22 protein-coding genes and 1 tRNA gene are annotated in these 22,007 nt (G+C 45.9%); 10 read left to right on the top strand and 13 right to left on the bottom strand.

Features of this window, described 5'->3' with window-relative positions:
• The first annotated feature begins 15 nt into the window (after positions 1–15).
• The 4 genes from R7R78_RS15335 to R7R78_RS15320 are packed head-to-tail and all read left to right on the top strand — an operon-like array spanning position 16 to position 3,602.
• Positions 16–1,203, top strand: coding sequence for a beta-ketoacyl-[acyl-carrier-protein] synthase family protein (locus R7R78_RS15335; protein WP_225473946.1), 1,188 nt, complete (start codon positions 16–18; stop codon positions 1,201–1,203).
• Positions 1,196–1,660 (top strand): hotdog family protein, encoded by a 465-nt coding sequence (locus R7R78_RS15330; RefSeq protein WP_074191022.1) that lies wholly within the window; start codon positions 1,196–1,198, stop codon positions 1,658–1,660. Before R7R78_RS15335 ends, R7R78_RS15330 begins: the two co-directional genes overlap by 8 nt.
• Complete coding sequence (gene fabG, locus R7R78_RS15325) at positions 1,657–2,382, top strand: 3-oxoacyl-ACP reductase FabG (RefSeq protein WP_005388326.1); 726 nt, start codon at positions 1,657–1,659, stop codon at positions 2,380–2,382. The genes R7R78_RS15330 and fabG overlap by 4 nt, the downstream gene beginning before the upstream one ends.
• A complete protein-coding gene (locus R7R78_RS15320) occupies positions 2,379–3,602 on the top strand; it encodes a beta-ketoacyl-ACP synthase (RefSeq protein WP_053307508.1) in 1,224 nt (407 codons plus the stop codon). The genes fabG and R7R78_RS15320 overlap by 4 nt, the downstream gene beginning before the upstream one ends.
• A gap of 185 nt (positions 3,603–3,787) precedes the next feature.
• Here R7R78_RS15320 and R7R78_RS15315 read toward each other — a convergent pair.
• Positions 3,788–3,864: transfer RNA gene (locus R7R78_RS15315), tRNA-Arg, on the bottom strand.
• 203 nt (positions 3,865–4,067) lie between these two features.
• Here R7R78_RS15315 and folD point away from each other — a divergent pair.
• Positions 4,068–4,928: a bifunctional methylenetetrahydrofolate dehydrogenase/methenyltetrahydrofolate cyclohydrolase FolD gene (gene folD, locus R7R78_RS15310; protein ID WP_005382297.1), complete on the top strand. Its 861-nt coding sequence runs from the start codon at positions 4,068–4,070 to the stop codon at positions 4,926–4,928.
• A gap of 68 nt (positions 4,929–4,996) precedes the next feature.
• On the opposite strand, the gene R7R78_RS15305 is transcribed toward folD, so the two are convergent.
• The 4 genes from R7R78_RS15305 to R7R78_RS15290 all read right to left on the bottom strand — a co-directional run bounded on the left by R7R78_RS15305 (position 4,997) and on the right by R7R78_RS15290 (position 8,788).
• The gene (locus R7R78_RS15305) at positions 4,997–6,196 is read right to left on the bottom strand and encodes a NupC/NupG family nucleoside CNT transporter (RefSeq protein ID WP_005382298.1); all 1,200 of its coding nucleotides are present in this window, start codon (positions 6,194–6,196) and stop codon (positions 4,997–4,999) included.
• 257 nt (positions 6,197–6,453) lie between these two features.
• Positions 6,454–7,398, bottom strand: a complete 945-nt coding sequence (locus tag R7R78_RS15300) for a LysR family transcriptional regulator (protein ID WP_017634801.1) — start codon at positions 7,396–7,398, stop codon at positions 6,454–6,456.
• A gap of 88 nt (positions 7,399–7,486) precedes the next feature.
• Positions 7,487–8,458, bottom strand: a complete 972-nt coding sequence (locus tag R7R78_RS15295) for a lytic transglycosylase domain-containing protein (RefSeq protein ID WP_005388330.1) — start codon at positions 8,456–8,458, stop codon at positions 7,487–7,489.
• 48 nt (positions 8,459–8,506) lie between these two features.
• A complete protein-coding gene (locus R7R78_RS15290) occupies positions 8,507–8,788 on the bottom strand; it encodes a YcgL domain-containing protein (protein ID WP_005382303.1) in 282 nt (93 codons plus the stop codon).
• A gap of 197 nt (positions 8,789–8,985) precedes the next feature.
• On the opposite strand from R7R78_RS15290, the gene minC reads away from it, so the two are divergent.
• Genes minC through minE form a run of 3 tightly spaced genes read left to right on the top strand, consistent with a single transcriptional unit; the run spans position 8,986 to position 10,744 of the window.
• Complete coding sequence (minC, locus tag R7R78_RS15285; RefSeq protein ID WP_005382304.1) at positions 8,986–9,648, top strand: septum site-determining protein MinC; 663 nt, start codon at positions 8,986–8,988, stop codon at positions 9,646–9,648.
• A 17-nt stretch (positions 9,649–9,665) separates the two neighbouring features.
• On the top strand, positions 9,666–10,478 hold the full coding sequence (minD, locus tag R7R78_RS15280) for a septum site-determining protein MinD (protein ID WP_005388331.1): 813 nt from the start codon (positions 9,666–9,668) through the stop codon (positions 10,476–10,478).
• Between the two features lie 2 nt (positions 10,479–10,480).
• Positions 10,481–10,744 carry a cell division topological specificity factor MinE gene (gene minE, locus R7R78_RS15275; RefSeq protein WP_005388332.1) on the top strand — a complete coding sequence of 88 codons (264 nt, stop codon included), beginning with the start codon at positions 10,481–10,483 and terminating at the stop codon, positions 10,742–10,744.
• A gap of 77 nt (positions 10,745–10,821) precedes the next feature.
• On the opposite strand, the gene rnd is transcribed toward minE, so the two are convergent.
• The 7 genes from rnd to R7R78_RS15240 all read right to left on the bottom strand — a co-directional run bounded on the left by rnd (position 10,822) and on the right by R7R78_RS15240 (position 18,314).
• The gene (rnd, locus tag R7R78_RS15270; protein ID WP_085569974.1) at positions 10,822–11,940 is read right to left on the bottom strand and encodes a ribonuclease D; all 1,119 of its coding nucleotides are present in this window, start codon (positions 11,938–11,940) and stop codon (positions 10,822–10,824) included.
• A gap of 78 nt (positions 11,941–12,018) precedes the next feature.
• Positions 12,019–13,710: a long-chain-fatty-acid--CoA ligase FadD gene (gene fadD, locus R7R78_RS15265; protein ID WP_085569960.1), complete on the bottom strand. Its 1,692-nt coding sequence runs from the start codon at positions 13,708–13,710 to the stop codon at positions 12,019–12,021.
• Positions 13,711–13,816: 106 nt separating this feature from the next.
• Positions 13,817–14,671, bottom strand: coding sequence for an alpha/beta fold hydrolase (locus R7R78_RS15260; protein WP_005382215.1), 855 nt, complete (start codon positions 14,669–14,671; stop codon positions 13,817–13,819).
• A gap of 6 nt (positions 14,672–14,677) precedes the next feature.
• Complete coding sequence (locus R7R78_RS15255; RefSeq protein ID WP_005382214.1) at positions 14,678–15,235, bottom strand: Slp family lipoprotein; 558 nt, start codon at positions 15,233–15,235, stop codon at positions 14,678–14,680.
• Between the two features lie 41 nt (positions 15,236–15,276).
• Complete coding sequence (locus tag R7R78_RS15250) at positions 15,277–15,582, bottom strand: hypothetical protein (RefSeq protein ID WP_017819942.1); 306 nt, start codon at positions 15,580–15,582, stop codon at positions 15,277–15,279.
• A 60-nt stretch (positions 15,583–15,642) separates the two neighbouring features.
• Positions 15,643–16,344, bottom strand: coding sequence for a tRNA (adenosine(37)-N6)-threonylcarbamoyltransferase complex dimerization subunit type 1 TsaB (gene tsaB, locus R7R78_RS15245; protein ID WP_017819943.1), 702 nt, complete (start codon positions 16,342–16,344; stop codon positions 15,643–15,645).
• Positions 16,345–16,373: 29 nt separating this feature from the next.
• On the bottom strand, positions 16,374–18,314 hold the full coding sequence (locus R7R78_RS15240; RefSeq protein ID WP_005382210.1) for an ATP-dependent DNA helicase: 1,941 nt from the start codon (positions 18,312–18,314) through the stop codon (positions 16,374–16,376).
• A gap of 218 nt (positions 18,315–18,532) precedes the next feature.
• Between R7R78_RS15240 and purU the strand changes: the two genes are divergently transcribed.
• Positions 18,533–19,366 carry a formyltetrahydrofolate deformylase gene (gene purU / locus R7R78_RS15235; protein WP_005382206.1) on the top strand — a complete coding sequence of 278 codons (834 nt, stop codon included), beginning with the start codon at positions 18,533–18,535 and terminating at the stop codon, positions 19,364–19,366.
• Between the two features lie 74 nt (positions 19,367–19,440).
• Here purU and R7R78_RS15230 read toward each other — a convergent pair whose 3' ends face one another.
• The gene (locus R7R78_RS15230; protein WP_225473944.1) at positions 19,441–20,040 is read right to left on the bottom strand and encodes a VOC family protein; all 600 of its coding nucleotides are present in this window, start codon (positions 20,038–20,040) and stop codon (positions 19,441–19,443) included.
• Between the two features lie 220 nt (positions 20,041–20,260).
• Between R7R78_RS15230 and argS the strand changes: the two genes are divergently transcribed.
• On the top strand, positions 20,261–21,994 hold the full coding sequence (gene argS / locus R7R78_RS15225) for an arginine--tRNA ligase (protein WP_005388349.1): 1,734 nt from the start codon (positions 20,261–20,263) through the stop codon (positions 21,992–21,994).
• Positions 21,995–22,007 lie beyond the last annotated feature (13 nt).

Below are 22,007 nucleotides of genomic sequence, written 5' to 3'. Positions count from 1 at the left end.
ATTTAGAATAACAATATGCCTATTCGCTCTTCTCAACCTTTGTATATTCAGGCCTGTGGCTTTCACTCTGCCATGGGGCCAGATGACACGCTCATCCACCAATGTTTATCGGGAGCGAAACCATCCAACATGGTGGTTGACCAAGACATTTTGAATTCAGGCCGACAAACAGTAATCGGTCGAATTGCACAGCCGTTACCGAAATTACCACCAGCTTTCAGCCGGTTTGATACGAGAAACAACCGCCTCGCACTTTCGGCTTTGCAGCAAATCGAAGGCGACGTGCGTGACGCCATTGCTAAATATGGTCGTGACCGTATCGCAGTCGTGATCGGCACCAGCACATCTGGCATTTCAGATGGCGAAATCGCATTTGGTGAAAAGCTGGCAAAGGGTAATTTTCCTGCCGACTACCATTACACCAAACAAGAGCTTGGCAACTGCAGCGATTTTATTGCCGCCTACTTTGATTTGAGCGGCCCACATTACTCAGTTTCAACCGCCTGTTCTTCTAGTGGTCGTGTCTTTTTAACCGCGCAACGCCTGATTCGCTCTGGCATTGTTGATGCGGTCATTGTGGGTGGTGTGGATACCATTTGTCGCCTCACACTAAACGGCTTTAACGGTTTAGAAGCTCTATCCGATAGCCTTTGTAAGCCGTTTGATCAACATCGCAACGGCATCAATATCGGCGAAGCCGCAGCATTAATGTTGCTAAGCAAAACACCTGCGCCCGTTGCTCTTCTCGGAGCTGGCGACAGCTCAGACGCACACCATATTTCCGCACCACATCCAGAAGGGTTAGGCGCAGAAGAAGCGATGAACAAAGCGTTGGCCAATGCAGGACTTACAGCGCAAGACATTGGTTACATCAACGCGCATGGCACAGCAACGCCGTTAAACGATGCGATGGAAAGCAAAGCCATTCATCGCTGCTTTGGAGACTCCGTTCCCGTAAGCTCGACAAAGCCACTTACCGGACACACATTAGGTGCAGCAAGTGCAACGGAAGCCGCGATCGCTTGGCATATTCTCAAGTATAACCTTGATTTGCCAATACAACACTGCGAAACCAAAGCAGACGATATCCATATATCGTTAGTTGAGACGCCAACCAAACTGGGTAACAAAGCGATTCTCAGCAACTCTTTTGCTTTTGGTGGCAATAATATTAGTCTTATTTTTGGTTACGCTCATGACTAAACTTCCTCCCATCGAACAACTTTTGCCACACGACAAACCAATGATCTTGGTTGATCGTGCTTTGGATGTTCAACAAGATACGATTCACTGCCAGGTTGATATCGCAGAACACAACCCGTTCTTCGACTCGACCTCTCAAACCGTGCCAGCTTACGTTGGCATTGAGTTTATGGCGCAATCTGTCGCGGCGTGGTCTGGTTACCACGCATTAATGAAAGAACAAGCGCCACCGATTGGCTTTTTGCTTGGTAGCCGTCGATACACGTCTGAATGCGATGCGTTTTCTCGCGGACAGGTGCTCGATGTGTATGCTGAAAAAGTTATGGAAGATAACGGTATGGCGGTTTTTTCAGCCCGTATTGAGCTACAAGGAACTGTTGTAGCGACTTGCCAATTGAACGTTTACGTTCCATCAGAAGAAAAATTACAAGAAATGAAAATCAGGAGTCAACAATGACCCGACAAGTCCTCGTTACAGGTGCCAGCAAAGGCATCGGTAAAGCCATTGCCGTTCAATTAGCCAAAGATGGTTTCCAAGTCATTGTCCATTACATGGGCGATCAACAAGGCGCGCAAGACACCCTAAACACCATCGAACAGCATGGTGGTAGCGGTCGTCTTATCCAATTCGACATCAGTGACCGTGCAGATTGTCGTGAGAAGCTAGAAGCCGATATCGCCGAACACGGCGCTTACTATGGCGTCGTAAACAACGCTGGCATCACAAAAGATACCGCTTTCCCTGCGATGACCGAAGAAGAATGGGATGGTGTGATTCATACCAACTTAGATAGCTTCTACAACGTTCTTCACCCTTGTGTTATGCCAATGGTGCAAAAGCGCAAAGGAGGCCGAATTGTTACCCTTGCATCAGTCTCTGGCCTAATGGGGAATCGTGGTCAAACTAACTACAGCGCAGCGAAAGCGGGCGTAATTGGTGCAACAAAATCACTCGCTCTTGAACTGGCAAAACGCAAAATTACCGTAAACTGCGTTGCTCCAGGGCTTATCGACACAGGCATGGTAGACGAACACGTGAAAGAACACGCGATGCCGCAAATTCCTTTGCGCCGCATGGGAGAGCCAGAAGAAGTTGCTGGTTTAGTCAGTTACCTTATGTCTGACATCGCAGGCTATGTAACTCGCCAAGTCATTTCGGTAAACGGAGGCCTAGTATGAGCCGTCGAGTTGTTGTAACCGGAATGTCAGGCGTGACTGCGTTTGGTAACGATTGGCAGTCTGTCGAACCAAAACTGCGTGACTGCCAGAACGCGACGCAATACATGCCTTCTTACGAACAGTATGATGGTTTGAACACCAAGCTCGCGGCACCAATTTTAGATTTTGAACTGCCAAAGCACTACAAGCGCAAGCAAGTACGCGGCATGGGGCGTGTTTCCAAATTGGCGACCGTCGCAACAGAAAACGCACTAAGCCAAGCAGGTTTGATTGGTAACGACGTGCTAACCAACGGTCAAACGGGTATCGCATACGGCTCATCAACAGGCAGTACCGACGCAATCGGTGCATTTGGTGTCATGCTAAATGAGAAAACCACTAAAGCGATCACCGCAACGACTTACGTGCAGATGATGCCGCATACTACGGCAGTGAACGTTGGTCTATTTTTCGGTTTGAAAGGCCGAGTGATCCCAACCAGCAGTGCATGTACTTCTGGCAGCCAAGCAATCGGCTATGCCTACGAAGCGATCAAACACGGCTACCAAACGGTGATGGTTGCTGGTGGCGCTGAAGAATTGTGCCCAACGGAATCTGCTGTCTTCGATACCCTTTTTGCCACCAGTCTAAAGAATGAAGACCCGAAAAGCACACCAAGACCTTATGACTCCGATCGCGATGGTTTGGTGATTGGTGAAGGTGCGGGAACACTGGTTCTGGAAGAGTACGAACACGCCGTCGCTCGTGGCGCGAAAATCTATGCAGAAATCATCGGTTTTGCCAGCAACTGCGATGCCGCACACGTCACTCAACCACAGATGGAAACCATGCAAATCTGTATGGAAATGGCTTTGCAAAACGCGGGCATTCCTTCTGAGAAGATCGACTATGTATCTGCTCACGGCACTGCCACCGACCGCGGCGATATTGCGGAAAGCAACGCAACAGCGAATGCTCTGGGCAAAGTGCCAATCAGTTCACTCAAGAGCTACTTTGGCCACACACTAGGCGCCTGTGGCGCGATTGAAGCGTGGCTAGGTTTAGAAATGATGCACACAGGTTGGTTTAACCCAACGCTCAACCTAGAAAACCTCGACGAGCAATGTGGCGATTTAGACTACATCGCTGGACAAGGTCGAGAGCTGGACGTGAAATATTTGATGAGTAACAACTTCGCCTTTGGCGGCATCAACACCTCCATCATCTTTAAAAAGATGTAATTCCCTTAATAAATGCAAAAGCGCTGGTTAACCAGCGCTTTTTTGTTGGTGGCTATCCAGATTGCTAGAAATTGCAATGGCTAGAATGCCATTCAAAAGTTGTAGATAGAGTGGCAATTACAGCCAAAAACCTAAAAACGACAAAGCCCCGACAACTCAAAGAGTTATCGGGGCTTTTGAATAAATGGCACGCCCTATTGGATTCGAACCAATGACCACATCCTTAGAAGGGACGTGCTCTATCCAGCTGAGCTAAGGGCGCGCTACAGGGACAGGATTATACGAGTTCAAACGGGTAAATCAACGGGTTTTCATAACATTCTGATCTGAATGCCTAAAAAAAGTCCATTAAAACGCTTAATGTTCAAAAACACCACAAAGCAAACGTTTGCTTATGGATGTTGATAAGAAATTCTGCGACAATGCGCCGCAGATAATCTGCCTTCTTAATTTATAAGGAAAGTCATGACTGCTCAAAATATAGACGGAACTCTCATTTCCCAAACTGTTCGATCTGAAGTGGCTGCACGTGTTAAAGCACGTGTTGAAGCTGGGCTACGTGCTCCTGGTTTAGCAGTGGTTCTAGTTGGTGAAGATCCTGCTTCTCAGGTTTATGTCGGTAGCAAACGCCGCGCATGTGAAGAAGTTGGGTTTGTTTCTAAGTCTTTTGACCTTCCTGCGTCTAGCTCAGAAGAAGAGTTACTAGCTCTGATTGATGAATTAAACAACGATGATGAAATTGACGGCATTCTAGTGCAATTACCCCTTCCTGCGGGCATAGACACAACACATGTTTTAGAGCGCATTCACCCAGAGAAGGACGTGGATGGCTTCCATCCTTACAACGTTGGTCGTCTTGCGCAGCGTATTCCAAAGCTTCGCTCTTGCACGCCAAAGGGCATAATTACCCTACTCGACCGTTACAACATTGAGCTACGTGGTAAACATGCGGTTGTGGTTGGTGCATCAAACATTGTTGGTCGTCCAATGACACTTGAGCTGCTGCTTGCGGGCTGCACAACAACAACATGTCACCGTTTTACCAAAGACCTAGAGAGTCATGTGCGTCAAGCTGACGTTGTCGTGGTGGCGGTTGGTAAGCCTAACTTCATCCCTGGTGAGTGGATTAAAAAAGGCGCAGTGGTGGTCGATGTCGGTATTAACCGTCTTGATTCAGGCAAACTAGTTGGCGACGTGGAATACGACAAAGCACGTGAAAGTGCGAGCTTTATTACTCCTGTTCCTGGTGGCGTTGGCCCAATGACCGTCGCAAGTTTAATTGAGAACACGATGCTCGCTTGCGAACAGTTCCACACAGACAAATAACGTAAAACTTAAGATACGAAAAAGGCTCCGCAAGGAGCCTTTTTGCTAATTGTTGATATCTATTTCAATTACAGACTTAAAATCACGCCCGCAATCGAAGCGCTCATTAAGTTCGCCATGACACCAGCGATAATCGCACGGAAACCATGCTTAGAAACAAATGCACGCTTTTCTGGTACCAATGAGCCCAACCCACCAATCAGCATCGCCATGCTTGAGATGTTTGCAAAGCCACACAAAGCAAACGTCACGATTGCTTGTGAGTGTTCACTAAGTTGAGACTTCACTTCTGCAAGCTGGATGAAAGCGACGAACTCATTCACCACAATCTTGTTACCAATCAGCGAGCCTGCTGTGGTTGCTTCTTGCCATGGGATACCCAACAACCAAGCGACTGGCGCAAACACAAAACCTAGGATGAGCTCAAAACTTAATGGTGTCCCAATAAGATCACCTATCCAGCCTAACATGCCGTTTAGCATTGCAATGACACTAATAAACGCCAGTAACGTACCACCGACCGATACAGCAATGCGTACACCCGCCATGGCACCATCGGCTAATGCTTCTACTACGTTGGTTGCACGTGGAATTTCAACTTGGCTAATGTCGATATCTGCTGCTTTATCCGTATCTTCTGGCATTAAAATTTTTGCCATCAACAAGCCGGCAGGTGCCGACATAAATGCAGCAGCAATAAGATAGTTGAGGTCGACACCCAGTGATGCGTAACCAACCAACGTTCCGCCAGCAACTGACGCTAAACCGCCTGTCATAACTGCAAAGAACTGCGAGTCAGTCATGTGTTTTAGGTAAGGCTTTACCATCAATGGAGCTTCAATAGTGCCAACAAAGATATTCGCCGTAGCAGACAAAGACTCAGCACGACCGATACCCAGCAGCTTTTGAATACCACCACCGATAAAGTTAATGATTTTTGGCATCACACCAATGTGATAAAGACCTGAGATAAGAGAGGAAAAGAAAACGATGATACCCAGAACATTGATCGCAAAGGTGAAGCCCCCTGTCGCCAAATTACCGAATAAAAACGCAATGCCCTCTTGACCATAGTTGATCAAATTCGACACAACGCTGCTCACTGAATTCAGCGCATCTCGTCCTGCTGGCACATATAAAACCAACAACGCAAACAGTACCTGCAAAGCAAACGCAAACGACACCGTTCTCAGCTTTATATTTTTTCTATTTGTAGAAAGTAGCCATGCTAGGAATAGTATGGCTACGATACCAATAATTGAGTTCATAAAATGAATCCGACAGAAGGGGGATATGGAAGGCACCGGATTGTATAGTGGACTCAAAATGCTGCAAGTTGAGGATGTTAACAATGTGAAAAGTTTAAGCGACCAATAATCAATCAACCCAATAACTAATTGAATTTATTAAAGATAAACGTTTGCTTATTTTAATCATTTCCATATGGAAAATATGTTTCTGGTTCAGGAAAAATTTTTGTGAAGTGAATCACCTTATATGTCGTTCTACAACGTCATTGATCCTGTTATTTAGGAATAGAGATGTAAGGCGCCAAACGTTGGTCCCAATGACAAGGGTTGCCGATCTTCTGTTTGATAAAGTTAATCACTGCGGATATTTTTTTTGGCATATGTTGGCGGCTTGGGTATACCGCATAAAACGGCATCGACTGGCTGGCTTTCCAGTCAGGTAACAGCTGTATTAACTTACCCGTTCTGAACTCATCACCCAGCAAGTAAGTGGCAAGGTAGGCAATACCCCAACCTGCAATAGCAGCATCCCGGACGGCTTCTGCCAGATCCACTGAATAGTTACCCGAAACTTTTACATTCAATTCTTGCTGATCTTTGGTAAACGCCCACCCCGTATAGTCACGCTCCCAGCTTCTGTATATGAGGCAGTTGTGAGCAGATAGGTCATCAGGTTCTGTTGGCGTGTCATGTTTCAATAAGTAATCTGGCGATGCCGCAACAACAAACTGGCAATCCGTCAAACGCTGCGCAATGTAACCTTCAGGCAAATGCTCATTGTTGGTTACCCATAAATCGAGCCCTTCGGCTAACATATCGACCTTATAGTCAAACAGATGTACTTCCACTTGAAGTTGAGGATACAGTTCGCGTAACTCTTGAATCGCTGGGATGATATGTAAGGTACCAAATGATTGCGACAACCCAAGACGTACCAAACCTGCCACTTCATCCCGCTGGGTTTCCATCTCTAATGTGGCGCTGCTCACCGCTTGTACCACTTGCTCACAGTGATGAAAAAAGGTTTTCCCTGCCTCAGTCGGCGTAAAGCTTCGCGTAGTGCGTTGAACAAGCTTGATACCAAGAGACGCTTCTAACTGACTCAACTGTTTACTCACATGAGACACCGACACGCCTAAGCTCTTTGCAGCAGCTGTGAAGCTTTTGTGTTTAAGAAGAGCGGAGAAAATCACCATTTGTGCGGCACGTTCAGATAACACGCTTTACCTCGATTTGGTTATAGAAAAAACAAAGGGCTCCGAAGAGCCCTTGTATTGAAGACTGAATGCCAAATTGTTTGATGGCAGATCAGTATTTAATGCGGTCAGCCAAGTGACTCACAGCAAGTGCGAAGTAGTAAGAGCGGTTCCACTTCATCAATACGTTGTAGTTATTGTAAACCAGATACGTACGACCATTCTCGTCGTCCGGCATGATCAACCATGCTTTGATGTCTTCATCCAGTTTTGGCAACGGGCTACCGTCATATTTTGTGATACCTAATTGGCTCCACTCTTGAAGGTATTTGCCTTTTTCAGCCGTGCGCCCTTCTAGGCTGCGATCAATATTTTTAGGAACCTTAACTTGGCGACCCCAAGTATATTTATCATCCCAACCAGACTTGCTCAAATAGTTAGCGGTTGATGCAAACACGTCCGCTTCAGATTGCCATATGTCTTTTTTACCGTCCCCGTTGCCGTCAGCAGCAAAACGAAGGAAAGAGCTTGGCATAAACTGGCATTGACCCATCGCACCAGCCCATGAGCCTTTAAAGTTCTCTAGCTCAATATGGCCTTGATCGAGGATCTGCAGTGCCGACATGGTCTCTTTACGGAAAAACTCTTCACGACGGCCTTCAAATGCCATTGTGGATAGTGCATCAATCACTTTAAAGTTGCCGGTAAACTTACCAAAGTTACTTTCAACTCCCCAAAGTGCCACAATAAAGCGCGGGTGGACACCGTACTCATCGCCTATACGCTTTAGCTCGGTGTAATGCTCTTTGTAGAGTTGTCTGGCTTGCTTCACCTTCCATTCAGGCACCGCGCGAGGAATGTACTCATCCAATGTCAGTTTCTTTTCTGGTTGGTTTCGGTCCGCTTTTACTGCTCGGGGCTTGTACTCAACATTAGCAAAAGCAGCACTAATGACCTGCTCTGAGATACCTTTATCACGAGCTTCAGCACGCAGCTTATTCAAGTATTCATCAAAACCCTCGCTACTTGCAAAAGCCGAGGTACACATACCAACGCTAAGCATGGTAGCCAGTATCTTTTTCATATTGCCCTCCTTGAGCAAGGCAGAAATCCCAGATGAAAAACGATGACGTTATTCGCCTTTCTGCTGGGCTTTTTGTTCTTTGTACTTTTCTAATAGGTTCTCCGGTGGCGGTGGAACCTGAAGAAAGAAGCCATCATTTTGTAATGAAGCCTTCACTTTTTCGATATCAACTTGTGCCAATTTACGGCCATCAAGTTTAATCGTCATGACAGCGATAGGCTTACCGAACATCTGCATTAAGGTGTCAGGAACCTGTGAAAAATCATCCTTTTTCGGAATATAGAGATAAGTACCTTCTTTTTTCGAGCTTTTATAAATAGAACAAAGCATGACACGCCTTTTATGCTGATTTAGCCGCGTTGAGTGCGGATTAGGTTGTAAACGTCAAATTCTCGCAAACTTAATAGCAAATTTGAGATTAATTCACCTATTTGCCCACGAGAGAACTTGCTGCGTCAAAGGATGAAATATAACATGACATACCTAGTTTAAGGCAACGCTCTTTCAATAAAGGCAAGAAGTCCACGATGACCCATTCACCAGACCTTAAAGGTAGCAGTTTTACATTGTCAGTTTTACACCTTTCTGACAATGAGATCGCAAAGACTGTCGAATTTTTGCAAGAAAAAGTTTCTCAAGCACCTTCTTTTTTTGCATCCGCGCCTTTGGTAATCAATATAGCAAAAGTACAAGGCGACATTGATTTCCCTAAGCTTAAACAAGGCATCTCAGATGCCGGTTTTATTCCGGTCGGTGTAACGGGCTGTAAAGACAAGCGTGTACAAAACCTTGCTTCCGAAGCTGGCTTCGCCATTATGTCGGCGAGCAAATCGCCAAGCCAAGCACCTGCCAAAATGGCACCAACGAAAGTAGTTCGTACGCCTGTCCGCTCAGGACAACAGATCTACGCAAAAGATGGTGATTTGGTGGTGCTAGCGCACGTAAGTGCAGGTGCTGAAGTCATTGCTGACGGCTCTATTCATATCCATGGCACACTTCGAGGTCGTGCGATTGCAGGAGCAAGTGGTCAGCAGGAAGCGCGTATTATTTGCCACGATTTACAAGCAGAACTGGTATCCATTGCGGGTGACTACTGGTTAAGCGATCAAATTGAAAGCGAGTACTGGCAAAAGAAAGTAATGATCAGTAAAGCCGATGAATCATTACATTTAGAAGTTCTCGCGATTTAATCTAAAAAGGAAAAAAAATGGCACGCATTATTGTAGTAACGTCTGGTAAAGGTGGCGTTGGTAAAACCACTTCAAGCGCAGCCATCGCCTCTGGTCTAGCTCTTAAGGGAAAAAAGACCGCGGTGATCGATTTTGACATCGGTTTGCGTAACCTCGATCTAATCATGGGCTGTGAGCGCCGCGTCGTGTATGACTTTGTGAACGTCATTAACGGCGAAGCGACATTAAACCAAGCGCTGATCAAAGATAAGCGCACGGACAACCTATTTATTCTTCCTGCTTCTCAAACTCGTGATAAAGACGCACTGACAAAAGATGGTGTTCAGCGCGTATTCGGCGAACTTGATGAAATGGGCTTTGATTTCATTATTTGTGATTCACCAGCAGGTATCGAGCAAGGCGCGTTAATGGCCTTGTACTATGCCGATGAAGCCATTGTCACAACGAACCCAGAAGTCTCTTCTGTGCGTGACTCTGACCGCATTCTCGGTATTTTAGATTCCAAGTCACTGCGTGCAGAACAAGGGCTAGAGCCAGTAAAACAGCACCTTCTACTGACTCGCTACAACCCATCTCGCGTCACTCAAGGCGAAATGCTAAGCGTTGAAGACGTAGAGGAGATCTTACATATTCCACTACTGGGCGTGATTCCAGAAAGCCAAGCCGTGCTTAACGCGTCAAACAAAGGTGTGCCAGTCACTTTTGACGATAACACCGATGCGGGTATGGCTTATTCTGACACCGTTGATCGCTTATTAGGCAATCAGGTTGAATTTCGTTTCCTTACTGAGGAGAAGAAAGGACTCTTTAAACGACTCTTTGGAGGCTAGACATGTCATTATTAGAATTTTTCCGTCCACAGAAGAAAACTTCTGCGAATCTAGCTAAAGAGCGTTTGCAAATCATTGTCGCAGAGCGCCGCAGCCAAAATGATCCTGCGCCGTCTTACTTGCCTCAATTAAAAGAAGACATCTTGAAGGTGATCAGCAAGTACGTGGCAATTGATCCAAATATGGTTGACTTAACATTTGAGCACAAAGACGACGATATCTCAGTTCTTGAGCTGAATGTGAAGCTACCAGACGAAGAAAAGTAATCAGTTTCTCTCGCAAGACGAATGCTCTAATTAGAACGAAAAAGGTTGGCATCGAGGCCAACCTTTTTCATCTTTCATTACTTTAATGCTTTGTTCATCTTGTCGCCGAGTAAATCCAAACGCCACCCTTGCATCAAATCAGGCAATACTTCTGGGTCACGATCTTTTTTCCAAACCCAACTGATCAACTGATTGATCTGCTTTTTAGAGGCAAGGAACTCCGTGGCTAAACCTGACTTCTGCGAAGCCGATTTCACCAAGTCTTTCATATTTTTGAAGACCTGCTTGTAACCCGGATAGTCCATTAAACGCTCAATTTTCGCAGGATACTCTTCAGAAGGTGTTTGCTTCGCTTGTTTAACAATCGCGGCAATCTTCGCGCCATGGCGGTTAATCGCTCGGATATCAATATCTTCTGCTTCCATCTTCTTAAAGTTCGTTAAACCAAGACGAGCGACCGTTAATAGATCACCTTCTTTGAAGATAAAGTTCAGCGCTAAATCTCGTTTGATTGCTTCACGATAACGCCACGTCGCCAATGGCTTTAAAATCGCCAGCTCAGAAGGTTTTAATTGCCAAGCGCCCTTAATATCAAGGTAGGCATTCTCTTCATTGGTTACGCGAATACGTTTCGAAACGAGTAAATCACTTTCTTGCTGTACAGCTTCCCACCAACCTGCTTGCGTCACCTTATCGAACAGCTTTTCGTATAACGGTAACAAGTAATGAACATCTGCGGCAGCATAATCTAATTGCTTTTGTGTCAGTGGACGAGCCATCCAGTCGGTACGTGATTCACTTTTGTCGAGCTCTACGCTTAAATATTCTTCCACCAGCGATGCGAAGCCTGTCGATAGGCCGTGACCGAGAAAAGCGGCCATCAGCTGCGTATCCACCATAGGGAATGGTGTACAACCAAAAGCGTTTTGGAAAACTTCTAAATCTTCACCACATGCGTGCAGCACTTTTAGCACAGAAGTATCTTTTAATAGCGCTACAAACGGCGTCATATCCGTTAATTCAGTCGGATCAATCAGCGAGAGGCGATTACCATCGAAAAGCTGAATCAGACCTAACTGCGGGTAGAAAGTGCGAATACGAACGAATTCGGTATCCAGCATCACTACGTCTGCCTCTCGGGCATGAGTGCAAACCTCTTCTAGGTCTTTGTTTTTAGTAATAATTTGATAGTTCACATACTTCTCGCTATAAAAATGCCAGCAAAACGCTGGCATTCTATCATTTTTTAAATCTCTCGACTCGACGAAATCGGCTTATGCGCTTTTCTTCGCAAGTTCAGCGTCATTCTCTTCGCGTAAAACACGACGCAAGATCTTACCGACATTGGTTTTAGGTAAGTCTTCGCGGAACTCAACCAACTTCGGAACTTTGTAGCCAGTTAAGTGTCCTCGACAATGCGCGATCACTTCGTCTTTGGTCAAGCTCGGATCGCGTTTCACGACATAAATCTTCACTAATTCACCAGACACTTCATGCGGCTGACCAATAGCAGCAACTTCAAGTACTTTGCCGTGAAGTGCTACAACGTCTTCGATTTCGTTCGGGTAAACATTAAAGCCTGATACTAAGATCATGTCTTTCTTACGGTCAACGATATGCAGGAAGCCTTCGTCATCGAACTTAACGATGTCGCCGGTTGATAGCCAGCCGTCTTCGTTAATCGTATCTTTCGTTGCTTCAGGTCGTTGCCAGTAACCTTGCATAACCTGAGGACCACGAACTTGAAGTTCGCCAGTTTCAGTATTCGCAAGAGCGTTACCTTCTTCGTCCACGATACGAACTTCTGTTGATGGTACCGGCAGACCAATAGAGCCATTGTATTCAACAAGATCATGCGGATATGCCGCCACCAACGGAGAACACTCTGTTAGACCGTAACCTTCGAGCAAATAGCAACCCGTGGTCTTTTGCCATCTTTCTGCCACTGAGCGCTGCACTGCCATGCCGCCGCCAACGGCTAAACGTAGATTACTGAAATCCAACTCGTGGAAATCTTCATTATTGACCAATGCATTAAATAAGGTATTCACGCCCGTAATCGCGGTAAACGGATGCTTTTGTAGCTCTTTCACGAACCCTGGAATATCTCTAGGGTTGGTAATAAGTAAGTTACGACCACCCATTTCGACAAACAGCAGACAGTTTACGGTAAGAGCAAATACGTGATACAGCGGTAACGCTGTCACGACTAATTCACGCCCCGGAGACAAGACCGGTCCGTACGCGCCTTTTGCCTGTAAAACGTTCGCAATCATGTTGCGGTGAGTCAGAATCGCACCTTTCGCGACACCTGTCGTCCCCCCCGTATATTGCAGGAATGCAATGTCATCCCCAGACATAAACGGTTTAACGTATTGTAGACGACGACCTTTACGTAGAGCCTGACGCATTGAGATTGCACCAGGTAAATCGTACTTAGGCACCATGCCCTTAACGTACTTCACGACAAAATCGACAATCGTACCTTTCGCTCGTGGCAGCATTTGACCAAGACTGGTTAACACTACGTGTTTGACTGGTGTTTTATCTACGATTTGTTCTAGCGTGTTCGCAAAGTTAGACACAATCACAATCGTCGTCGCACCTGAGTCATTCAATTGGTGTTCAAGTTCACGAGGAGTGTAAAGTGGGTTAACGTTTACGGCGATACAACCTGCACGCAAAATACCAAATAATGCTACTGGGTATTGCAGTAAGTTTGGCATCATCAGAGCGACGCGGTCACCCTTTTGCAGTTTTAACTCGTTTTGCAGATACGCTGCGAATGCGCGACTACGCTCTTCCAATTTACGGAAGGTCATAACCGAGCCCATGTTCATGAATGCTGGTTGGTCTGCATATTTTTGTACAGACTGTTCAAACATTTCTACCAAAGACTCATATTGCTCTGGATTAATGGTTTCAGGTACGTCACTTGGATAACGTGAAAGCCATGGTTTATCCACGATGTTACTCCTCGTTTATAACTGGCTAAAAAATAGCGTCCTTTTTATTTTGAAAGCTATTACAGCACAGCGAACGTGCTTGAGCACGCAACTCTCAAACACTTGTTTAAATTTTGTTAACTACACCAAGAATTCGCGTTGCGACCTCGAGTATTTGCTCTAAATGACAGTGATGACCACCCTTGACAGAAACCACTTGCGGTGGGTTCTCTCCCCAATCAGCTTGGTTAGATGGTAAATTCTGAAATCCTTGATCGCCTAATACAATCAAATGAGGACAACGTATTTGGCTGGTAATCGAGTTAGCATGCGCTTGCGCCATTCGGTAAAGCGACGCACATTTTAACTTGGCGTCATGCCGCCAATACCATTTATCTCCTCGCTGCTCTGTTCCACGCTCGACTATCGGTAGAAGTTGCTCAGCGGTTAATTGGTTGGCTTGCATGCGTAATTTTAACGCCAGATCGAAGGAGGCAATGGCTCGCTCTGGCTTGTTTTGCTGTCTTATTCGACTTAAAACGCCATCGCGAAGACGAGGCAAACTGTTAGTAGGATCCTCATGAAGAGGTCCTGCTCCCTCAATTTGCACAAGAGCTTCGACCTGCTCTGGAAACGCTGCACTATAGCAACTTGCGATTAAAGCACCAAGTGAATGCCCTACTAATATCAGTCTGTTTGGTGATAATTCGTCCAAAAACTGATACAAATCGGCAATATAGTCGTGAAAGGGGTAATAATTATCGTGAGATTTATGACTCGATAAACCGTGACCAAAATGATCGATGGCGAGGAGGTGTAAGTGAGGATTAAGTTGATTCAACTGCTCCATGAGCGCTTTAAAGCTGCCCGCATTATCTAACCACCCATGAAGAAAAACGACTGACAAGTCAGCCGTTTTCTCGTTCCCTATCTCAAGGGCTGCCATTTTGCCGGCAGGAAGCTCGAATTGACGCTCATGCATCGCAGATTATTTGACCTGTTTTATCACTTTACCGTCTTGCGGGAAATCATTACGCCACATGCGGCAGTTAATCGAGTAACATGGGTAAAAGTAGGTTGGCGAGTCATACATGCGTACACGTTCTTCAATTTTCCATAAACGGTACCCTTCCCCCTTAATTACTGGGAAGATGTAACCGTGCTCACCGATCTTTCCTTCTTCTTCCCCTGCTCCTTTGCCTACAACCGTCACCAAACGGCCTTCACTAAAGGCGACAGGCTCTAAATAGCCATCAAAATAGGCGACAAAACGCCCCGTAGGCTCTTCATCAATATCAGGTTTACCAGACTTACTGATAGGAAGGTTTACAATCTCTAGACGCGTTTTATCTTTAAAGTTATCCACTTTAGCGATGATTCCACCAAGGCGAACATCTTCACTCACTTGCCCCTGAGACTCAGCAAACGCTTTATAGTCTGTAACGACCAATTCTGTGCTTGCATTTAGCTCCTCTGGCAAAGAGCTACACGCAGACAAACCAACCGTAGCAAATAATGCGAGAAAAAACCGTCCAAAAACCTTCATAAACCACCTTTCAATATTAGTAACCCCAAGCTGGGGAGATCTCACACGTAAATATCGACACCAAGTAATTGAGCCAGTTCCTCTTTTTTAGCTCGATTCATGACATCCATGTACTGCTCCATTGCTTTACGTGCGCCCCCTTCAGGAAGGTCATATTGCACTTGAGCTCGGTGAATTTGGGACTCATCCACGTGTTTTATGGAGTGCGCCACGGCGTTAGCAACCTTTGAAGGCTGACCTACAGGCTGCTTTGTTTGTGATTTATTTACCTGCTTCTTTTGACTGGCTTTATGAGTGCGATTTGCACCGGGAATCAAAGAAGGAGGCAAGCCATTAATCGACGCCATAGCACTCCATAAAAATACAGGGCAAACGCCCTGCTTTTTGTCAGGTTAATGAAAAACGGACTATTCGCGACCAGGAAGTTTTTTCCATGTCACATTATCACGTAAATAAACAGGGCTCGAATCTTCGACCGGCACGGTATTACCCTTTTTAAATTCTTGTTCAGCAAGAATCACGATGTCTTGTGAATCAGGGTACAGAACGTCACTATGCGTCAAATTAAACGGTAGGTCTGCTAATACTTCTTGGTAAGCATCCCAACCAGTACCTGCTGTCGTCCACGTTTTGTCGTCTGCTTGTGCTTCTTCAACGAGACGTGCTGGTGGAATTACGCACTCTGCATCCATCTCTGCCCACTCACCGTTTGCTTGGCGAGTGTAACGTGCCCAGTAAACTTCACCCATACGTGCGTCAATAGCCACAGCGACATCGGTCACACCATGTAAGCGATAGCTACCTTGAGCCATTGCAGCCAGCGTTGAAACGCCGATCATAGGTAAGTCAGCACCGAACGCCAAACCTTGTGCGATACCAATACCGATACGAACGCCAGTAAAGCTACCTGGACCACGTCCAAACGCTAACGCATCCAGCTCTTGTAGAGTCAGGCCAGCTTCTTTGAGTACTTCATCAACCATTGGCAGTACTTTTTTGGTGTGATCGCGTGGTGCAACCGCGCTACGTGAAATCACTTGATCATTAGCCAACAACGCAACTGAACAGTTTTCAGTCGCTGTATCGATAGCAAGAATTTTTGCGCTCATTTAACTCTCTACAACTCTCATTTATTGGGTTATGCCTCAGCACTTGCGTCTGTGACAGATTGTTCTGCTTTCAGGAATGCTTTGATTCCATCTAAGTCTCGCGTCCTTGGGATAGGTGGTAGACTTCCGAGGAAAATACCACCATAGTCTCGCGTGACGAGGCGATTATCACAAATGATCAACGCACCGTGATCCTTCTGATCTCGAATTAATCGCCCGACTCCCTGCTTTAACGTAATCACTGCATCCGGGATTTGTACTTCAGCAAATGGTTCACCGCCACGTAATCGACAATCCTCGATACGGGCTTTGAGTAACGGATCGTCAGGGGCGGTAAACGGTAATTTGTCGATAATAACACAGCTCAGCGCATCACCTCTAACATCAATCCCTTCCCAGAAAGCGCCCGTCGCCACGAGTAAAGCGTTACCCAGTTCCATAAACTCCGCCAAGGTTTTCTGCTTACTCATCTCCCCTTGCATTAACACAGGCAGCTCAAGTACTTCTCGGAACTTCTCACCTAGTTCACGCATCATGCTGTGCGAGGTACATAAAAAGAAGCAGCGACCATCATTTTCTTCAATCACCGGAGCAAGCATTCGGACTAACTTATCCGCTAAGCCGTTACTGTTTGGCTCTGGCAAATACCTTGGCACACAAAGGCGCGCTTGCTTTTGATAATCAAAGGGGGACGGCAGAGAAAATTGCTTTGTAGGCTTGAGGCCAAGGCGCTCAGTAAAGTGCTTGAAATCGCCCGATACGGCTAGGGTTGCTGACGTGAAAATCCAAGCGCCTTGTTTAATCTCTATTTGCTCATGGAACTTGTCCGCGACAGAAAGAGGCGTAATGTGCAGAGCGAAATGACGAGGCGAGGTATCGTACCAGTATGAGTAACCGGTAATATCGACATCACATACCCGGTCGATACGGCCTTTGATCAAATTGGCTCGTTCAAAGGCGGTATCCAGTAATTGACTGCGCCCTAAGGCTATTTTGAGTACATCAATCGCCAATTCGAGGCTGTCAGTTAAGCGCAATAATTCTCGCTTAATAGAACCTGATTGCAACGCCTCACGCCAGTTGCCACGAAAGCCTGGCTCACCCAATACAATCCGCATGTCCATTGCGCTTTGCATGAGTTTGTCGCCCACTTTTTGCAATTGACGCATATCTTTGGCTTCGGTGCGATAGGCTATTTCAATGTCTTTGGCAAGATCGTGAATTTGGCGGCTTGAAACTGACTGGCCGAAATATTCGCTCGCAATATCTGGCAACTGATGAGCTTCATCAAAAATAAACACATCGGCTTCTGGAATCAGTTCACCGAATCCTGTTTCTTTGATCGCTAAATCAGCAAGAAACAAGTGATGGTTCACTACAACAATGTCGGAATCCATGGCTCGCTTACGCGCTTTCAATACAAAGCAATCAGTGTAGCTCGGACATTCTTTACCTAAACAGTTATCATTGGTTGAGGTGATAGTCGGAATGATCATGCTGTCTTCTGGCAGATCATCACAATCACCAAGGTCACCTGTTTTGGTTTCTGATGACCAAGCACGCACTTTAACCAGTTGAGTTAATAACGTCGGGTCAGATTCATTAGTGTGGCTTTCGACCATTTGGCGGCTCAAACGATCCAAACACAGATAATTAGAACGCCCTTTTAATAACGCCACTTGGCCATAAAAACCAAGCGCATTGACCATGAGCGGTAAGTCACGATGGTACAACTGCTCTTGCAAGTTTTTCGAGCCTGTACTGATGATCACTTTTTTACCGCTTAACAGCGCAGGGACTAAGTAGGCGAAGGTCTTACCGGTTCCGGTTCCTGCCTCCACCACCAACTGGGTTTGATCTTTGATCGCACTGCTGACGGCTTCCGCCATATCGATTTGTGGCTGACGAGCTTGAAAGCCAGGAATGGCCTTACCTAACGCGCCATCAGAGGAAAAAGTTTTTGCGATCATGCTTGGTATTGAGTTTGAAAAATTATCGAGAGTATATCAGAGGAATAGGAGTGACATCAGCCCACAATCTGACCAGCTTGCGGCGACACGCGGATATTTTGTTGAAACCAACGTAAGAATAGATTATTTATGGTGAAACATGGCAGTACAGTTACACCCGCCAGGGAATAATAACAAATTCGTACGCTAAAATATTAATGCATGGAAGTACCTGATTTATGGAAAAGAAAACACTGTTGACCCACTGTTCTGACGCCCCGGGTCTCATCTCGAAAATTACTAATATCTGTTACAAGCACCAACTCAACATCGTTCACAATAACGAATTTGTTGATAATACCAGTGGCCACTTTTTCATGAGAACGGAGTTGGAGGGGTACTTCAACGATCAAACGTTTCTTGCCGACTTGGACCAAGCTCTCCCGCAAGGTGCTAAGCGTAAATTGGTTGGCTCTCGCCGTAAGCGCATCGTCATTCTCGTCACAAAAGAAGCGCATTGTTTAGGCGATATTCTGATGAAAACCTACGATGGAAGCCTAGATGTTGAGATCGCCGCTGTGGTGGGGAATTACGACAAACTGCAAACTCTCACTGAACGCTTCGACATTCCTTACCACCATGTGACCCATGAAAACCTTAGCCGTGAAGAACACGAGCAGAAGATGCTAGAAGTGATCGATCAATACGATGCTGACTTTTTGGTGCTAGCTAAATACATGCGCGTATTAACGCCGACGTTTGTTGAGAAATATCACCACAAAATCATTAATATTCATCACAGCTTCTTACCTGCTTTTATTGGCGCGAAGCCATATCAACAAGCTTACGATCGCGGTGTGAAAATCATCGGTGCAACAGCACACTTCGTGACTAATGATTTAGATGAAGGGCCGATCATCAAGCAAGACGTAATTCCTGTCGACCATACATTCAATGCCCAAGATATGGCGCAAGCGGGACGCGATGTAGAGAAGAACGTATTGAGTAAGGCTTTGAATAAAGTGATCAATGACCACGTCTTTGTTTATGGGAATAAGACAGTGATCCTTTAAGTTCATCGCTTTTGAATGAAAGAAAGGGTTGCTCATTTGCAAACCTTTCTTCTTTCTAGTCGTTCAAAACTTGCTTATTCAGCCTGCTCAGACTCCACAATACGCTTAAGTGAATGCGGGTGCAGTTTGATACAAATGTCTTGGTACTTAAACGCCACGGTTGGGTTGTTCAAGCGTTCGCCATCCCCTTTCGGGCTCGACAGTTTGATCTTCACACCTAGCTCTTCCAACTCATTAAAACGCGCGCCAAACGCTGGGTAAGTGTGTTTCAAATCAGCAAGAAACTCGTCTGCAGTTTCGGCATGAGACGGAATCACAAACTCCACATGTTCCCAGCTTTCATTTGGGTAGATTTTGCCTTCCGCAGGGTATGGCAGTTCCAGACACTCAATCTTCCAACCACGGCTTTCCAACGCTTTGTCGAATTCGATAACGATGATTGGACGACCGTTGATTTTCGCTTGTGAAATCACCTTACCGTATTGATTCCATGCTTCATGCGCGGCTTTTGCTGTTTCAGTATCATTAATTCGCAGCGCAATATGGTCAGCTTGAGCAAAGCTCAGATCCAGTTTTAACAGGGATGCAAGCTCTTCAATCTTCGCCATAAATTCATCCAGATCTTGGATCATCAATTTAGGCGCTAGGCGTTTTTCAACTAGTTGAGTCGTCATTGTGGCTCTCTTATGGGGCGATTTATCTCATTACTCTGAGCGCAATAGTAAACGCAAACTAAGCCACATTTCCATTCAATCGAAAAAGTATAAATTTCCCCAATTCCTCTCTGTATGAAAAGCAATAAAGTTGTTATCATTAGCCCCATTTTTGTGAACTCCAACAGAACTCGGCACTTATTTCGCCGAGTTCTTCGTCCTTGAATTGAAGGAAACGCGTGTGAATATCCAAGCACTTATTAATGACAAAGTATCTCAGGCTCTAGAAGCCGCTGGCGCACCTGCAGGCAGTCCTGCGGCAGTACGCCAATCAGCAAAGCCACAATTTGGTGACTACCAAGCAAACGGCGTAATGGGCGTTGCTAAAAAACTGGGTACTAACCCACGAGAATTTGCACAGAAAGTACTGGATGTTCTAGACCTAGATGGTATTGCGAGCAAGACAGAAATCGCTGGTCCTGGTTTCATCAACATTTTCCTAAGCGAAGAGTTCCTAGCAAAACAAGCGGAAGCAGCACTGGCTGATTCACGTCTTGGCGTTGCGGCAGACGAAGCTCAAACTATCGTTGCTGACTACTCTGCACCAAACGTTGCTAAAGAAATGCACGTTGGTCACCTACGTTCAACCATCATCGGTGATGCGGTAGTACGTACTCTTGAGTTCCTAGGTCACAAAGTGATCCGTGCGAACCACATCGGCGACTGGGGTACTCAGTTCGGTATGCTTATCGCAAACCTTGAACGTGTACAACAAGAGTCTGGCGAAGTTTCTATGGAACTTGCGGACCTTGAAGGCTTCTACCGCGAATCGAAAAAGCTGTACGATGAAGATGAAGACTTCGCAGTAAAGGCGCGAAACTACGTTGTGAAACTGCAAAGCGGTGACGAGTACTGTGCAGAAATGTGGAAAAAACTCGTTGATGTAACCATGATCCAAAACCAGCGCAACTACGACCGTCTAAACGTGTCACTGACTCGTGACGACGTAATGGGCGAGAGCATGTACAACGACATGCTTCCTAAGATCGTTGCAGACCTAAAAGAACAAGGTCTTGCCGTTGAAGATGATGGCGCGCAAGTTGTATTCCTAGATGAATACAAGAACAAAGATGGCGAACCAATGGGCGTTATCGTTCAAAAACGCGATGGCGGTTTCCTATACACAACAACAGACATCGCATGTGCAAAATATCGTTATGAAGAGCTAAGCGCAGACCGTGTGCTTTACTTCATCGACTCACGTCAACACCAGCACCTAATGCAAGCTTGGACAATTGTTCGTAAAGCAGGCTACGTACCTGAGTCAGTATCTCTTGAGCACCACGCGTTCGGCATGATGCTTGGTAAAGATGGTAAGCCATTCAAGACTCGTGCGGGTGGTACCGTTCGCCTTGCCGACCTTCTAGATGAAGCAGAAGTTCGTGCAGCACAACTGATCGAATCTAAAAACCCTGAGCTAGATGCGGAAGAAAAAGAGAAGATCTCTAAAACAGTTGCAATGGCAGCGGTTAAATACTCTGACTTATCTAAACACCGTACGACTGACTACGTGTTCGATTGGGACAACATGTTAGCGTTTGAAGGTAACACAGCACCATACATGCAATATGCATACACTCGCGTAGCTTCTATTTTCGCTAAAGCTGGTGTTGCTATGGACGCTCTCCAAGGTGACATCAAAATCACTGATGAGAAAGAGAAAGCACTTATTGCTAAGCTTATGCAGTTCGAAGAAGCGGTTCAATCTGTCGCTCGCGAAGGTCAACCACACATCATGTGTAGCTACCTATTCGAACTAGCAGGTCAGTTCTCTAGCTTCTACGAAGCGTGCCCTATCCTAGTTGCTGAAGACGAAGCAGTGAAACAAAGCCGTCTGAAACTAGCAGCGCTAACAGCGAAGACCATCAAGCAAGGTCTGTCTCTACTAGGTATTGATACTCTAGAGCGCATGTAAGCGATTCGAGAAT

The sequence above is a fragment of the Vibrio sp. 2134-1 genome (assembly GCF_033339495.1).
The sequence above is the reverse complement of the archived record's forward strand: the minus strand, read 5'-3'. Positions and strand labels throughout refer to the sequence as shown.

What these genes read in the sequence shown, in the direction of transcription:
- R7R78_RS15240 (WP_005382210.1), bottom strand. Translation starts at nt 18,314, where the DNA reads ATGATCGCAAAAACTTTTTCCTCTGATGGCGCGTTAGGTAAGGCCATT.
- minE (WP_005388332.1), top strand. Translation starts at nt 10,481, where the DNA reads ATGTCATTATTAGAATTTTTCCGTCCACAGAAGAAAACTTCTGCGAAT.
- minC (WP_005382304.1), top strand. Translation starts at nt 8,986, where the DNA reads ATGACCCATTCACCAGACCTTAAAGGTAGCAGTTTTACATTGTCAGTT.
- R7R78_RS15260 (WP_005382215.1), bottom strand. Translation starts at nt 14,671, where the DNA reads ATGCATGAGCGTCAATTCGAGCTTCCTGCCGGCAAAATGGCAGCCCTT.
- folD (WP_005382297.1), top strand. Translation starts at nt 4,068, where the DNA reads ATGACTGCTCAAAATATAGACGGAACTCTCATTTCCCAAACTGTTCGA.
- R7R78_RS15230 (WP_225473944.1), bottom strand. Translation starts at nt 20,040, where the DNA reads ATGACGACTCAACTAGTTGAAAAACGCCTAGCGCCTAAATTGATGATC.
- R7R78_RS15335 (WP_225473946.1), top strand. Translation starts at nt 16, where the DNA reads ATGCCTATTCGCTCTTCTCAACCTTTGTATATTCAGGCCTGTGGCTTT.
- R7R78_RS15295 (WP_005388330.1), bottom strand. Translation starts at nt 8,458, where the DNA reads ATGAAAAAGATACTGGCTACCATGCTTAGCGTTGGTATGTGTACCTCG.
- minD (WP_005388331.1), top strand. Translation starts at nt 9,666, where the DNA reads ATGGCACGCATTATTGTAGTAACGTCTGGTAAAGGTGGCGTTGGTAAA.
- R7R78_RS15250 (WP_017819942.1), bottom strand. Translation starts at nt 15,582, where the DNA reads ATGGCGTCGATTAATGGCTTGCCTCCTTCTTTGATTCCCGGTGCAAAT.
- tsaB (WP_017819943.1), bottom strand. Translation starts at nt 16,344, where the DNA reads ATGAGCGCAAAAATTCTTGCTATCGATACAGCGACTGAAAACTGTTCA.
- purU (WP_005382206.1), top strand. Translation starts at nt 18,533, where the DNA reads ATGGAAAAGAAAACACTGTTGACCCACTGTTCTGACGCCCCGGGTCTC.
- R7R78_RS15255 (WP_005382214.1), bottom strand. Translation starts at nt 15,235, where the DNA reads ATGAAGGTTTTTGGACGGTTTTTTCTCGCATTATTTGCTACGGTTGGT.
- R7R78_RS15320 (WP_053307508.1), top strand. Translation starts at nt 2,379, where the DNA reads ATGAGCCGTCGAGTTGTTGTAACCGGAATGTCAGGCGTGACTGCGTTT.
- R7R78_RS15290 (WP_005382303.1), bottom strand. Translation starts at nt 8,788, where the DNA reads ATGCTTTGTTCTATTTATAAAAGCTCGAAAAAAGAAGGTACTTATCTC.
- R7R78_RS15305 (WP_005382298.1), bottom strand. Translation starts at nt 6,196, where the DNA reads ATGAACTCAATTATTGGTATCGTAGCCATACTATTCCTAGCATGGCTA.
- fabG (WP_005388326.1), top strand. Translation starts at nt 1,657, where the DNA reads ATGACCCGACAAGTCCTCGTTACAGGTGCCAGCAAAGGCATCGGTAAA.
- R7R78_RS15330 (WP_074191022.1), top strand. Translation starts at nt 1,196, where the DNA reads ATGACTAAACTTCCTCCCATCGAACAACTTTTGCCACACGACAAACCA.